The organism is Rhodoglobus sp. G.S.4 (assembly GCF_056619605.1).
The window spans coordinates 417839-431945 of sequence record NZ_CM152748.1 but is presented as its reverse complement, the minus strand read 5'-3'; the positions used below and the strand labels follow the sequence as shown (position 1 = coordinate 431945).

Here is a 14107-nt window from a genome sequence, read left to right as displayed (position 1 = left end):
CCCAATTCGGTGCCAAAAAAGTTTTCTGAAAAGAATCTGAGAATCCGCGTCATAACCGCCACCGGTCGCAGTCTCTCTATACAAGCGGGGCGAACCACCCCGCAATTTCGGACAACATCGGCATCACCACGCGAGGACTAACCACCTCGCCGCATAACTAAAAAGCATCACCACCAGATGGGCAAGCGAAGCTGAGATCAGGCAGCAGTTCGTGGCACAACCCTCACGTTGGCCTCATAGTCGAGTCAGTTTCCTTATCCACACAGGATCAGGAAGGTACCAGTCGTGTTTACACAACACATCCCGCGCGCTGGGAAGCCAGTCGGGAATACCAAGCACAACCCAGTAGTCCGTTTTGGAGCGACGCTGGGAACCGTAGCCCTCGTTTCGGGCTTCACTCTCATTGCACCCGCTGCCGCGAGCGCCGACGAAGTCAACGGGGCGTCATACGCCTACGCCGAGTTCCTTTCCGGCAATGTTTTAGGCACGGACCTCGGCAACGTTGTCGGCCTTGGTCGGGTAGCTGCAAGCAACAACGGCAACCAACCACGTCAAATCAGTCGCAACCCCCTCTCCGTTGACGTGCTCGGGGCCACCGTCATCAACCAACCGGGCGGCATCCAACTCCCCATGGTGGATGTTCTCGATGCTGGAGTCATCAGCCACTACGCCCAGGCCGACCAGAATGGTGAGTCCTACGCCTCAACAGGAGCCATCCAGAACGACGGCGGAATTGGAGTCGGCAACAATGCTGCCGGTCCTGCCGGAGACCTAACACTGGATCTCGACAGTCTTCTCGACAACCAGTTCTCTTCCGTGTTGACCGACCTCAAGCTCGACCTCGAGGCGGTAGCCGCACGCGCCAACGGCTCGATTACCTCAGCTTCAGGCGACTACACGCTCGCCGATGCCACACTGCGTTTCTCGAGCCCCGCGATCAGCCAACTGACCAGCAAAGTGAACAGTGCACTCAGCGGCGTCGACGGTCAGCTACTCAGTTTGGGCGGTGATGACGGTGCTCTCGGAAACTCGATCGACCGCATCCTCGATCCCCTCCTCAGCGTTGTTGGATCATCGGCAAACGTGAAAGTGGTTATCGACGCTGACGTGCACAATGCCGTCAGCTCACTGCTGAACGAAAAATACGGCAACGGAGCAGTGAGTTTCAATCTCGAAACCGGCGCGGTGCTCGTGGACCTCGAAACATTGTTAGGTAGCGACCTGAACGATTTGCCACCGAACACCGAGCTGCTGACGGATGCCGTCGTCAACCAGATCCTGAAGGGAATCACTGAAACAGTCGGCACCCTCGCTGACGACATCGTCGAACGAGTGGAGTCGGCTCTCCGAAACGCTCGCGTGGATGTTTCAGCGAACCTCACCGCGTTGAGCGGGCAGGATCCGGTGCAGCAGAAGGTGTGTAGTGACATCCAAGTCCCGATCATTGGTGACATCATCACCGGTGGCACGGGAAGCACTGGTGGCCTCGGCGGTCTTCTTGGTGGACTCACTGGTGGAGTAACGCACACCATCACACAGGGCGTCATCGGCTACACAACAGAAACGGTGTGCAAGCTCGTTGCGACCGCCCTGCCCGACCTGCGCAGCACTGTCGCTGTCACCATCGTCGGAACAGTCGATGACCTGATTGACGGCACCGCAGCACAGGCGAGCGCTAACATCTCGCTACTCGGTGGCACCGTGAAAACTGCGCTCGACGTCGATGCCATCATCGGAAGCCTCGGCACGTGCCTCAACCAGTCGCTGTTCTCCAACGACGGTGTCGTTAGCTCGGTCATCGCTCGCCTCAACTCTGGATTGGTCAACCCCGCCGTTACCGGACTTCTTGGCAACTCAAGCGTCGCAACGGTGCTGAACGATCTGATCTCGATCACTGTCAACGTTCAAGAACAGTGGACCTCTACTGGTGCTGTCAGCGGCAACATGTTCAGCGAAACCGCAGTGCGAGTGAGCGTCGGCTCGGGAGGACTTCTCAGCGGTGCTCTCGGTCGCGCAGCATTAGCGCCCAGCTTTGCCGCTCGCGGAGTCGTCAGCCTCAACGTGGCCCAAGCCACCGTTGGGCCGAACGTGCGAACCGTCGTTGACCCAGGATGCACCGTGAACTGTGGCCCCGGCGGCGATCCAGACCCCTGTGTCGGAATTTGCATCCCCGGAGATCCGGACTTTCCAGAACTTCCGACTCTCGCCCTTGGCGGACAGCTCGCATACACCGGTGCCGGTGTTGCGACGCTCATCGCCCTCATCGTCGCGTTGTTGGCAGCGGGTGCCTACTTCGCGCGTCAAGGTTACCTACGTACACATCCCAAGTCCGAGCTCTAGGACTGCGTAGCTAACCTCTAGCGGCCGGAGCTGGTCGTCCCCCCAGGACCACTGCTCCGGCCGCTTTTCTCTGCCATCACTACGGTCGTAATCCCCTCCCCATCGCTGGCCGCAACGCCTAGACTTGACGGGTGACTTCACCTCGCCTCTCTGCCAGAATTTCCGCCATCGCCGAATCGGCCACCCTCAAGGTGGACGCTAAAGCTAAGTCGCTTCTTGCGGCCGGTCGTCCGATCATCAGCTATGCGGCTGGCGAGCCCGATTTCGCGACACCGGCGAACATTGTGGATGCGGCATCCCGAGCAGTGCTCGACCCCAAGAACCACCGCTACACGCCTGCAGCCGGACTGCCAGAACTGCGCGAGGCGATCGCGGCCAAGACGCTGCGCGATAGCGGCCTCGAAGTGGGAATCAACCAAGTTGTCGTCACCAACGGTGGCAAGCAGGCCGTCTACCAAGCCTTCGCAACTCTTGTAGATCAGGGCGATGAAGTAATCGTTCCGACCCCGTACTGGACGACCTACCCCGAAGCGATCAAGCTCGCTGGCGGCACCATGGTTGAAGTTTTTGCTGGTGCAGATCAGGGTTACCTCGTGACCGTCGAGCAGCTCGAAGCAGCTCGCACCGAGAACACCAAAGTGCTGCTCTTCGTTTCACCGTCGAACCCGACCGGTGCCGTCTACACGCCCGAGCAGACCAAGGCCATCGGCGAATGGGCGCTCGAGCACGGCATCTGGGTGATCAGCGATGACATCTACCAAAACCTTGTTTACGACGGAGTGCGCGCTGTTTCCATCGTTGAGGTTGTTCCCGCGCTCGCCGACACCACCATTTTGGTAAACGGCGTAGCCAAGAGCTATTCGATGACCGGCTGGCGCCTCGGCTGGATGGTCGGCCCCGTCGATGCAATGAAAGGCGCTGCCAACTTGCAGTCGCACCTCACGAGCAACGTCTCCAACATCTCGCAGCGTGCTGCAATCGAAGCCCTCACCGGCCCGCAGGATGCCGTTGAAGAAATGCGCCTAGCTTTCGACCGCCGTCGCAAACTCATGGTCTCCGAGCTCAACAAGATCGACGGCATCAACTGCCCAACACCACAGGGTGCTTTCTACGTGTACCCGGATGTTTCGGGCCTACTGAACCGCGAATGGGCTGGCGTCACCCCAACCACAAGCCTCGAACTTGCCGATCTCATTCTCGAAAAAGCTGAAGTTGCTGTGATCCCCGGCGAAGCATTCGGACCAAGCGGCTACCTCCGCCTCTCCTACGCCCTCGGAGACGACGCCCTCCTCGAAGGTGTGCAGCGCCTTCATAAACTTTTCAGCTAACACAACAACCGCCGCCGTTGCGGTGGAGGAACCGATGGACTCACCACCACCGCTCGATGCCGCAAGCAGGCTGCATCAAGCGCTACTCGCCTCAGCGCCGTCAGTGCGGTTGCAGGCCGCGATGTCCGCTGGGACCCATCCGCGCCCCGAATACGTGAGTGTGCTGCTCGAACGCTGCGCGATCGAACCAGACCTCAACGTTCGCGAAACCCTCACGTGGGCGCTCATGCGGCACCCAGTGGAGCTCACTGTGCCGACGCTCATCACCGAAACACGATCGGCAATCGCCCAAGCGCGCAGCCAAGCGCTGCACACCCTTTCCAAGATCGGCGACCCTGAGGGATGGGCAGCGATCACACCAGAAGTCCTCAACGACACAGATGATCAAGTCGCCCGAACAGCCTGGCGGGTAGCAACCGTGCTCGTACCCGAAGGTGGGGAGCACGCTTTGGCTGCCATGCTCGTGCGCCATCTCAACCACGGAGACCGCGACGTGCAACTCAGCCTCAGTCGGGCCCTCGTCGCGTTGGGCGACACTGCGCTTCCTGTGCTCGAAGCAGCGGCGGAGAGCGGTGATGAACGACGACGCGTTCATGCGATTGCGACGATGCTGTTGCGCGAATCCCCCGACGAGGGGTTTGACGCTGCGCTCTTTGATGCTGAGTTGAGGGTGCTGTTGTCCACGCCGCTCGACTCACCCGCCGAGCCCAACTCTGGTCACGATCCCGACACCGACTCTCGCCCAGACGACTCGTGAGCGTCTAGAGCAGCTTTCGCGCTGTCGCCCACACCGTCAGTTCATGACGCGACGACAACTGCAATTTACGCAACACAGCAGAGACGTGTGTCTCGACCGTCTTGACCGAAATATAGAGCTCGGACGCGACCTCTTTGTAGGCGTAACCGCGAGCGATATAGCGCATCACTTCGCGCTCGCGGCCAGAAAGTCGGTCGAGTTCATCGCTGGACTCCGACTGCTCCCCTGCAACGGCACCGAAGGCATCAAGCACGAAGCCCGCGAGTTTGGGAGAGAACACAGCGTCGCCTCCGGCTACAGCAACAACGGCTTCACTCACATCGCGACCGGAACTGCCCTTGGTGATGTAGCCGCGAGCCCCTGCTCTGATCACGCCAACAACATCCTCCGCTGCATCGGAAACGCTGAGCGCGAGAAACCGCACCGAATCCAACAGAGCGCTCGAGCGGCGAAGTACTTCTGCCCCTCCACCGCCAGCCCCGCCAGGCAAGTGCACGTCGAGCAAGACAACCGCCGGCCGCAATTTCTCGATCAGCTCAACGGCCTCATCGACCGTCGCCGCCTCGCCAACAACGCGCACGGTCGCGTCGAGATCAGCTCTCAACCCCGAGCGGAAAATGGAATGGTCGTCGACGATCACAACGTCGAGAGTGTGGGGATCATTCACGCTTGTTCCTCGATTCGAAGATGAACTTCTGTGCCAACGCCACCAGATCCTCGACGAAGAGTTGCGGTTCCGCCGGCACGAGTCATGCGGCCGATAATCGACTCCCTGATGCCAAGACGGTCGGCAGGCAAAGTGTCGAGTTCGACCCCCGGACCTCTATCGCGCACAAACACGTCAACAACGTGCGCGGAAGATTCGATGTAGATCGACACCTCACCACCCGCGTGACGTGCAGCATTCAGCATCGCTTCCCTAGTGGCAGACACGAGCGCGACGGGAGCATCCTCAACCAGTTCGCCGGCAGCGACAACATCGAATCTCACCGGATAGTCGAGCTCAATGGCGGCCGCGATTGAACGAATCTCGGTGACGCAGTCCGTCGTGGGAGCGGCATCCCCTTCAAACAACCACTCGCGCAGCTCTCGCTCCTGCGCTCGAGCGATCCGCGCAATTTCCGTCGAAACACCGGCACGGTTTTGGATGAGCGCAAGAGTCTGAAGCACCGAGTCATGCAGGTGGGCGGCGACTTCGGCCCGATGTTCTTCCCTGACTCGCGCGGTCCGTTCCGCGATCAAGTCACCCCAGAGAGCAACAATTCGTGGAGCCGCCAACAGGGCGACTGCGGCAATGATCAACGCTGTTGCGATTAGGCCGTTGATGATGCTGGGCTGCAGGGCCCACACGGAGAGCGAGCACACAATGATGATCGCCGCGGACGATCCTCGGGCTACCACCCCGTAGCGGGTGCCGCGGCTGGGGTCGTGGCGGTCAACCGCCAAGCTCCAGGCGACAGCGGCGGCGCTCGTGAGCGCAACAACGATCAGGGCCGGAGAGCGACCCTGCGGGCCAGAGCCCAAGGCGAACAGCAGGACAAGAATGGCAGCGATTCCCGAGCCAATGACGAGCAGCATCGCGATCGGAACACTTCGGTGCACTTCGCGGCGGTTATCGGTGTGGCTAGGGGCAAGAGGGACTAGAGCCCACAGCCAGAGATACAAGAGCAGTCCTGCCCCACCACACAGCGTGGTGACGACCGCCAGCAAACGCACCTTGGGTACACTCCAGCCGACATGGGCGGCCACCGCTGCACAAACGCCGCTTATTGCCGCCGCGCGCGGGCGCTGCAAGAGAGGGCGTACGGCTGCAGCGGTCATCCCTGAATCCAAGCAGGTTTTCGACCGCCATGGTGATCTCTCAGGGTGCGCTCAGGGTCATCCCTCATAGCGAAGGCTGCTAGTCAGCGCCACGATAGGAGCATGGCTTCACACAACAACTCCGGCAGCACCCCGACAGAGGACACCGACGGCTCTTCCGACGGCTCTCACGAACCCCCACCGTCCGCACCGCAAGCAACAACTCCCGGGCAGCCCTTCATGAACTGGATGCGCGAACTCGATCTCCGACGCGAAGCGGGCTGGATTGGGGGTGTGGCTTCGGGCGTCGCGACCCGCCTCGCCATCGATCCCCTCATCGTCCGCGGCATCTTCGTCGTTGTTGCCATTCTCGGTGGGCCCGCGATCCTGCTTTACGCCGCAGCGTGGCTCCTCATCCCGGATGAAAATGACTCGATCCACCTCGAGAACCTCCTCCGGGGAACGTTCGAGCGAGCACATGCAGGGATCGGCGCGCTACTACTGCTCTCGATGCTTCCCACCACTCAAGGATTCTGGGAAGTCGGCTCCTTCGTTGCTGGCCCTTCCCGCTGGGGAACAGACATCTTCCGAGTGTTGTGGACGATCCTCGTCATCGGAGGCATCATTGCGCTCGTCGTGTGGATCGCACGGCTCGCCCGCAACTCAAGTGATCGGTCAACACCTCCCGAACATCAATCGACGTCTGTCTCTTCGGACGCCGCAAATTCAGGACAGTCCACAGACTCCGCTCCATCGGATACTGTCGCTGGCGAGCGGATGAATAACGCTGCCTCAGCGGCACCGACCCTTCCCGAGCATCCAAGTTCCACCGCCACAGACGACGAAATCGCGGCCTGGCGTGAACAACGAGACGTCTGGAAGGTCCAGAACGCCGCCTGGAAAGCGCAACAGGAGGCGAATGCTCAAGAGATCCGCCGCCAACGCACCGCAGAATCGCGCGAGCGTGCTCGTGCCGCGGCAGCGATCGCGACAGCACGTCGACGTGAACGTCAACGGCTGAGCCCCCGACTCCCCGTAGCGGTCATGGCCGTTGTTGCCGGATTGGCGCTTCTCGCCTATGGTCTCGTCGCCGCAGCGGCGACGGCTAGCGGAGATTCCCCGACAATCGCCGCAGCCACCGGGCTCTCCGTTGCGGCCCTTATCTTCGGGCTAGCGATAGTGATTGGCGGAATACTGCGTCGCCGCAGCGCATTCTTAGCCTTCCTGGCCGGCATGACCGTTCTCGCCGCGCTCGTTGCATTCACTCTGCCGGTCGACCGCACCCTGCTCTCCCCGACGGCGCCGCTCGACGGGACTCGCACCGCGCAACTGTGGGGCACTGCCTACGTCAACACCCAGCAGAATGAGCCAGTCATCACGAGCGATCTCTGGCAAGGTGCCGGATCAGTCGAAGTGTATGTCGCAGAAGGAACTGCAGTGACACTCGACGTGCGCTCACCACAAAGTTCTGTGTGTGTCGCCAACCTTCGAACCGACGAGAACAACGCCGGATTCAACGGCGAGTTCGATTGCCTCTCCCCCACGAGTCTCAGCAGCACGTTCGAACGATGGCAGGTCAGGATCGGCGACCCTGACGCCACCGTGACCCACACCGTCCGCCTATGGCAGCAGGAAGGGCAGGTTCGCGTCTTTAACGACAACCCGCTCACCGCAACCGAGCTTGAGGAGTAAGAAGATGACATTTGACACCGAAAACCTGACCGAGGCGGGGACAGAGACCAGTGCTGGCGCTGACTCTTCGAACCCTGTCGCTCAGCCGCGCATCCGATTCGGCACCATTGTGTGGGGCCTTCTTATCTTTGCCGCTGGCGCCACACTGCTCACGGCACTTCGCACTCCCGGACAGCGGGACCAATTCGTCGGCTGGGCACTCTCACTGAGCCCCAGCGACAGCATGCTCATCGCCGCCATCATTGTCGGCGCCATCGTTTTGGTGCTCGGACTGCTCGCCGTCATCCGATCCCAACAGAAACGCTGGTCCCGCCGCAACATCCACCATCAACCGATCGGTTGATAGACCTCTAACCGAGCAAACCTGTTGCGGGCGGGCCAGACAAGCGACGATAGAAGCATGAACACCACCGCTCCCGTCGTGCAGGTCGAAGATTTGCGCAAAACTTACGGCTCTTTCGCCGCCGTTGACTCTGTCAGCTTTGAGATTCAGCGCGGCGAAACCTTCGCCTTGCTTGGACCAAACGGTGCAGGCAAGTCGACAACCATCGAGATTCTTGAGGGCTACCGCGATCGAACGAGTGGCCACGCGACTGTGCTCGGCGTTGACCCAGGCAAGGGAGGCCTCGAATGGAAAGCGCGGCTCGGCATCGTGTTGCAGTCCACCGGCGAGAGCGGCAACGTGACCGTGCGCGAACAGCTCAGCCACTTTGCCGGTTACTACCCCAACCCGCGCACAGTTGACGAAGTCATTGCCGCCGTCGGGCTTGACGAGAAAGCCAGCACGTTGATTCGCAAACTTTCGGGCGGTCAACGCCGGCGAGTGGATGTCGCGCTCGGCATCATCGGCAACCCAGAGATGCTCTTCCTCGACGAACCAACTACCGGCTTCGACCCTGAGGCTCGTCAACAGTTTTGGCAGCTCATTCGCTCACTCAAGGCGGACGGCACCACCATCCTCCTCACCACCCACTACCTCGATGAAGCAGCGCAGCTTGGCGACCGCGCTGGCGTGATTGCGGGCGGCACGATGATCGATATCGGTGCAATTGATGAGTTGGGCGGCGCAGAAGCGCGGGTTCCGATTGTGCGTTGGCGCGACGGCGGCGTGCGCCGAGAAGAACGCACCCACACTCCTGGTGCCCTCGTGGCATCCCTCATGGTCGACGGTGCAGAACCTGCCGGGCTCGAGATCATCCGCCCCAGCCTGGAAGACATTTACCTGCAGTTGGTTGCCGATCACGCAACAGCACGTGAAGTGGAGAACGCACGATGAGCACCACAACATCAACCCCCGCAGCGGCGCCAGCCCCGATTACAAAAAGCAGTGTCGGTTCCCGCTTGGGCCGCAACCTGACGCTCGGCGCCAGCCGCACCAAATATGAAGTGCGTGCCTACTTCCGTCAGGGTGACTCGGTGTTCTTCACCTTCCTCTTCCCCGTCGTCATGCTCACGATCTTCGCAGTCGCTTTCAGCGAACAAAACTTTGGCACCGAAGAAGAACCACTGACCGCCGCCGCGTTCTACCTGCCGGGCATGCTCGCCGCCGGACTACTCCTCAGTGGCCTGCAGAACATGGCCATTGATATCGCAATGGAACGTAGCGACGGCACCCTCAAACGATTCGCCGGCACCCCGCTTCCGGTGATGAGCTACTTCATCGGCAAAATTGGTCAGGTGTTCGTGACCGGCGTACTGCAAGCGACCCTCGTGCTTCTTGTCGCTGGCATCGCTTTCGGTGTTGAACTGCCGAGCGAACCAAGCAAATGGCTGACCTTCGCTTGGGTCTTCGTGCTCGGTGTTACGACATCCGCCGTGCTCGGTATAGCGCTGAGCGCACTCCCCCGCTCGGGAAAGAGTGCAACCGCCGTCGTGATCCCCATCGCCCTCGTGCTGCAATTCATTTCCGGGGTGTATCTCGGATTCTCGATGCTTCCGACATGGCTGCAGAACTTTGCGAGTGTGTTCCCCCTCAAGTGGATGGCGCAGGGAATGCGGGAAGTGTTCCTGCCCGCCAGCTTCGAAGTACTTGAACAGTCCGAGAGCTGGAACCTTCCCGGTGTTGCGATCGCGACCGGCCTCTGGCTCGTGCTCGGCCTCATTGTGACGCGGCTCACCTTCCGCTGGATCCGCAAGGATAGCTAAATGGGATTCGTTCGCTGGATGAGCATTGCAGTGATCGCCACAGCGGCGGTCATGACGGTGCTCATCGTCGGCTCCGGAGGCTACGACCTCGAGAGCCGAGTGGGGGCCGGAATCGCCCTAGCCACCTTCACTCTCTCCTGGTTCACGATCGGCATCCGCTCATACACCAGCCGAATCGCAGCGATCGTCTTCCTTGCTTCCATCGTGATCATTGTCGGCACCGCCGTCGCCTTCATGCCCGTCATGGCCACCCTGCAATCGCTCGCCTACCCACTGATTTGGGTGATCGCGGAACGCACCAGAAACGCCATCATCGGCAACGTGACCCTCGCCCTCTCTGTGGGGCTCGGCTTTCTCATCAATGGTGGCTTCAGCACCGATGCACTGCTCTATAGCGGCACCGTTGTGGCCCTTTCCCTGCTCTTCAGCCTCGCCCTCGGCCTCTGGATCACCCAAATTTCCCAGCTCAGCGACCAACGCCACCACCTCGTGCAGGAACTCCGCTCCACCCGTGACGAGCTCGCAGCCGTCAGCCGAGATGCCGGAGTCTCCAGCGAACGAGAGCGGCTTGCCCGCGAAATCCACGACACCATCGCGCAAGACCTCACCGGGCTAGTGCTCGTTGCCCAAAGGGCACGGCGCGAACTCGACAACAACCACCCTGCCGCCGCAGCCGAACAACTCGAGCTGATCGAAGACAGTGCTCGCGCAGCACTCGCGGAAGCGCGCGCCCTGGTCACGGCATCCGCTCCGGTTGGACTCACGGGCGACGGAATTATGAGCGCTCTCGAACGACTTGCAGAACGCTACAGCCGAGAAACTGGACTAACCGTGAGCGTGGATGCCGGGCAGCTGCCTGCGATCGAACGCGAAACTGAAGTTGTCGTGTTGCGCTGCGCCCAAGAAGCCCTGGCGAATGTACGTAAGCACGCGTCGGCCACTCACGCGACTATTGCAGTGACAGTGGATGGCACGGGGCTCACACTGGCGGTAACGGATGACGGTGTCGGCTTTGACCCGGCGTCCGTGCACACTGGTTTCGGGCTTGAGGGAATGAGTGCACGGTTGGCGCTCGTGAATGGCCGCCTCGATATTGACAGTTCGGGCGCCGGTACAACGGTGCGCGCCACGATCCCGCAAGGAGCGTCCGCATGATTCGTGTTGTTGTTGCCGATGATCACCCCATTGTGCGCAGTGGAATTGTTGGACTGTTGAGTTCTGCGGATGACATTGAGGTCGTCGGGGAGGCCGGCAATGGTGCCGAGGCGGTCACGTTGGCCACGCAGCTTTCGCCCGACGTTGTGCTCATGGATTTGCGCATGCCCGGGGTTGGAGGCGCTGAAGCGACCGCGCAAATCGTTGCCGCCCGCCCCGAGGTGCGCGTCGTGATCTTGACCACCTATGAGTCTGACGAGAACATTCTGACCGCCATTGAGGCTGGAGCGAGCGGTTACCTGCTGAAGGCGGCACCGCAGGATGAGATTGTGGCTGGGTTACGGTCGGTGGCTCGCGGCGAGGTTGCTCTGGCTCCGTCGATTGCGGCGCTGCTGGTGAAGCGTATGCGCGAACCGGCACCGGTCTCGCTCAGTGATCGCGAAACTCAAGTTCTTGCGCTTGTTGCTGAGGGCAACAGCAATCGGGCGATTGCCATCGCCCTGTTCGTGAGTGAGGCGACGGTGAAGACGCACCTCATCCATGTGTTCGAAAAGCTTGAAGTGAAGGATCGAACGCGGGCCGTCACGAGAGCAATGGAATTAGGGCTGCTACCGACTTCGAGCTAGAGCTGCTGCGACTAAGTGCCGTAACGAAAAAGTGCCGTAGCGACTAAGGGCTGCGGCAATCTAGGTGAGTTCGACGCCAACGGCGACGGGTTCTGGCTGCAGGCGAATGCCGTATTCGCCAAGCACTCTGGCGGCAATGTAGCGCGAAAGTTCTGCCACTTCGGCGGCATCCGCTCCGGTTCGATTGACGATTGCGAGGCTGTGCTTTGACGAGATGGCGGCGCGCGATCCAGGCAGCCGGAAGCCTTTTTTCACACCGGAGTGTTCGATGAGCCAGGCGGCGCTCAACTTCACCATTCGCTGTTGTGGCACGGGCGGCAGGGCGGGAGCTTCTCCGAGCGGAACCACAATGTCGGCAACAGGTTCATCGTCGATTACCCAGCGTGGGGCATCGGCTGGCAGTGCTCGTGCAATGTTTTCGGGAACGATCGGATTCGTGAAGAACGAGCCGCAGCTTGCCGAGTCTGGTTCGTTGGGGTCGAGCACCATTGCTTTGGATGCCCGCAGCGCGAGCACGGTGTCGCGAACTTGTTGCACGGGCACTTTGTCGCCGATGTTCACTCCGAGCGCCGTGGCGAGTTGTTGGTACTGCACTGTGCTTGTTGGCGATGCGGTGAGGGTGAGGTGCACGGCTACTACGAGACCTGCACGGCCACTTTTGATGACGGAGCTGCGGTAGCCGAGTTCAAGTTCTGCTGTACTCAAGTGCACCAGGTCGCCGCTGGAATAGTCCAGGAAGTCGATACCGTCGAGGGCACTTGCCACTTCTTGACCGTAAGCGCCGATGTTCTGGATGGGAGCTGCGCCAACAGATCCGGGAATGCCACTGAGTGCTTCAATGCCAGCCCAACCGCGAGCGACGAGGCGCGCGACTAGGCCATCCCACGATTCGCCCGCTTGCACGCGGATGCTCAACGAGGTCTCGTTTTGGGAGACAACGTGGATTCCTTTGGTAGCGATGTGGATGACGGTGCCGTCGAATCCTTCATCGCTGATGACCATGTTGGAGCCGCCCCCGATGAGCAGCCAGTCGTCTCCGCGTTTCCAGACCGCACGCACGTTTTCGAGGAGTTCTTCCTCTGTGGTTGGTCGCAAGAGGGTGTTTGCGGGCCCGCCAACTTTCATGGTGGTGAGGTCGGCGAGCATCAGCGTTTCGCTAGCGGGGCTGTCTGTCATTTGTGGAGTTTGACCCTCACTTGGGATTTGCCGAGCACGGTCTGGTTGGCGGCACTAACGGTGAGATCGATGCGAGTGACGTCATCTTCGATGGCGCCGACTTTGGCGGTGACGGTGACGGTGACTCCGCCGTTGCCGTCGACGACGACGGGGCGAGTGAAGCGCACACCGTATTCGACGAGTTCGCCGCGGTCTTCCATCCAGTCGATGACGGGTTGGACGGCGAGGCCCATGGTGAGCATTCCGTGGGCGAGCACTCCGGGGAGGCCGACCGAGGCGGCGACGTCGTCACGGTAGTGGATGGGATTGAAGTCGCCGGATGCTCCGGCGTAGCGCACGAGGGAGAAGCGAGTGAGGGTTACTTTGCCGGTGATGAGTTCTTGCCCGACGGTGAGGTCGCTCATTCTGTGCCTCTCATGACGAGTACGGAGGTTGCGGTGACGACGTGGCTGCCGCTTGCGTCGCTGATGGCGGTTTCGGCGGTGATCATGTCGTTTCCGCCGAGGGATTTGATGCTGGTGACGGTGAGGATGGCGGTGAGTTCGTCGCCGGCGACGATGGGCCGTGTGTACGTGAACTTTTGTTCTCCGTGCACGATGCGGGAGAAGTCGATGCCAGTGTCTGGTGCTGCCAGGAGGAGGGCGAGGCCTGCTTCTTGGATGACAACGGCGAACGTGGGTGGGGCGACGACGTCGGCGTAGCCTGCTGCACGCGCTGCTGCTGGGTCGTGGTTGAGGGAGCTTTGGGCGAAGACGGCACGGGCGAATTCGCGCACTTTTTCTCGACCGACGAGGTAGGGGCTTGTTGGCGGGAAGACCCGGCCTTCGAGTTCTTTATTGACTGGCACGGAGTCCAGCTTAGGCAATGTTGAACGTTCTGCATATTAACGAGTGAAGCCCCGGTGACCGATGGTCTGCCGGGGCTTCAGGAATCTCTTGAGGTGCGAGCTCAGTAAGTTTTTACTGGCAACTGTCGCACTGCAGAAGATCCATTGGGTCGACGGGAATTGCGTATCCACCGACGTTGTCGTTGTCGTTGTCCATTCGATCCTCCTTAAAGTTTTCTCGAAGTTTACCGACGGTTTGTCG

14 protein-coding genes are annotated in these 14107 nt (G+C 60.7%); 9 read left to right on the top strand and 5 right to left on the bottom strand.

Annotation, left to right across the window (positions count from 1 at the left end; translation table 11 throughout):
• The first annotated feature begins 285 nt into the window (after positions 1-285).
• The 3 genes from AC061P_RS02100 to AC061P_RS02090 all read left to right on the top strand — a co-directional run bounded on the left by AC061P_RS02100 (position 286) and on the right by AC061P_RS02090 (position 4425).
• Positions 286-2340: a choice-of-anchor G family protein gene (locus AC061P_RS02100; RefSeq protein WP_480391681.1), complete on the top strand. Its 2055-nt coding sequence runs from the start codon at positions 286-288 to the stop codon at positions 2338-2340.
• 131 nt (positions 2341-2471) lie between these two features.
• Positions 2472-3668: a pyridoxal phosphate-dependent aminotransferase gene (locus AC061P_RS02095; RefSeq protein WP_480391680.1), complete on the top strand. Its 1197-nt coding sequence runs from the start codon at positions 2472-2474 to the stop codon at positions 3666-3668.
• A 34-nt stretch (positions 3669-3702) separates the two neighbouring features.
• Positions 3703-4425, top strand: coding sequence for a HEAT repeat domain-containing protein (locus tag AC061P_RS02090; protein ID WP_449648370.1), 723 nt, complete (start codon positions 3703-3705; stop codon positions 4423-4425).
• A 4-nt stretch (positions 4426-4429) separates the two neighbouring features.
• Here the strand turns inward: AC061P_RS02090 and AC061P_RS02085 are convergent, their stop codons facing one another.
• Positions 4430-5092 carry a LuxR C-terminal-related transcriptional regulator gene (locus AC061P_RS02085; protein WP_449648371.1) on the bottom strand — a complete coding sequence of 221 codons (663 nt, stop codon included), beginning with the start codon at positions 5090-5092 and terminating at the stop codon, positions 4430-4432.
• A complete protein-coding gene (locus AC061P_RS02080) occupies positions 5089-6246 on the bottom strand; it encodes a sensor histidine kinase (RefSeq protein ID WP_449648372.1) in 1158 nt (385 codons plus the stop codon). Before AC061P_RS02080 ends, AC061P_RS02085 begins: the two co-directional genes overlap by 4 nt.
• Before the next feature lie 102 nt (positions 6247-6348).
• Here AC061P_RS02080 and AC061P_RS02075 point away from each other — a divergent pair, with 102 nt between their 5' ends.
• Genes AC061P_RS02075 through AC061P_RS02050 form a run of 6 tightly spaced genes read left to right on the top strand, consistent with a single transcriptional unit; the run spans position 6349 to position 11843 of the window.
• Positions 6349-7917 carry a PspC domain-containing protein gene (locus AC061P_RS02075; protein ID WP_449648373.1) on the top strand — a complete coding sequence of 523 codons (1569 nt, stop codon included), beginning with the start codon at positions 6349-6351 and terminating at the stop codon, positions 7915-7917.
• A gap of 4 nt (positions 7918-7921) precedes the next feature.
• On the top strand, positions 7922-8260 hold the full coding sequence (locus tag AC061P_RS02070; protein ID WP_480391679.1) for a hypothetical protein: 339 nt from the start codon (positions 7922-7924) through the stop codon (positions 8258-8260).
• 57 nt (positions 8261-8317) lie between these two features.
• Positions 8318-9193 carry an ABC transporter ATP-binding protein gene (locus AC061P_RS02065; protein ID WP_480391678.1) on the top strand — a complete coding sequence of 292 codons (876 nt, stop codon included), beginning with the start codon at positions 8318-8320 and terminating at the stop codon, positions 9191-9193.
• Positions 9190-10062: an ABC transporter permease gene (locus tag AC061P_RS02060; protein WP_480391677.1), complete on the top strand. Its 873-nt coding sequence runs from the start codon at positions 9190-9192 to the stop codon at positions 10060-10062. The genes AC061P_RS02065 and AC061P_RS02060 overlap by 4 nt, the downstream gene beginning before the upstream one ends.
• Positions 10063-11217 carry a sensor histidine kinase gene (locus tag AC061P_RS02055; RefSeq protein ID WP_449648377.1) on the top strand — a complete coding sequence of 385 codons (1155 nt, stop codon included), beginning with the start codon at positions 10063-10065 and terminating at the stop codon, positions 11215-11217.
• The gene (locus tag AC061P_RS02050; protein ID WP_449648378.1) at positions 11214-11843 is read left to right on the top strand and encodes a response regulator; all 630 of its coding nucleotides are present in this window, start codon (positions 11214-11216) and stop codon (positions 11841-11843) included. Before AC061P_RS02055 ends, AC061P_RS02050 begins: the two co-directional genes overlap by 4 nt.
• A 60-nt stretch (positions 11844-11903) precedes the next feature.
• On the opposite strand, the gene AC061P_RS02045 is transcribed toward AC061P_RS02050, so the two are convergent.
• From AC061P_RS02045 to AC061P_RS02035, 3 genes are read right to left on the bottom strand one after another with little or no spacing between them, the layout of a single operon-like run.
• Positions 11904-13019 (bottom strand): UDP-N-acetylmuramate dehydrogenase, encoded by a 1116-nt coding sequence (locus AC061P_RS02045; protein WP_449648379.1) that lies wholly within the window; start codon positions 13017-13019, stop codon positions 11904-11906.
• Positions 13016-13423, bottom strand: a complete 408-nt coding sequence (locus AC061P_RS02040; RefSeq protein ID WP_449648380.1) for a MaoC/PaaZ C-terminal domain-containing protein — start codon at positions 13421-13423, stop codon at positions 13016-13018. The genes AC061P_RS02045 and AC061P_RS02040 overlap by 4 nt, the downstream gene beginning before the upstream one ends.
• Entirely contained in the window at positions 13420-13866 is a 447-nt protein-coding gene (locus AC061P_RS02035) for an FAS1-like dehydratase domain-containing protein (RefSeq protein ID WP_449648381.1), read from the bottom strand. Before AC061P_RS02035 ends, AC061P_RS02040 begins: the two co-directional genes overlap by 4 nt.
• Positions 13867-14107 lie beyond the last annotated feature (241 nt).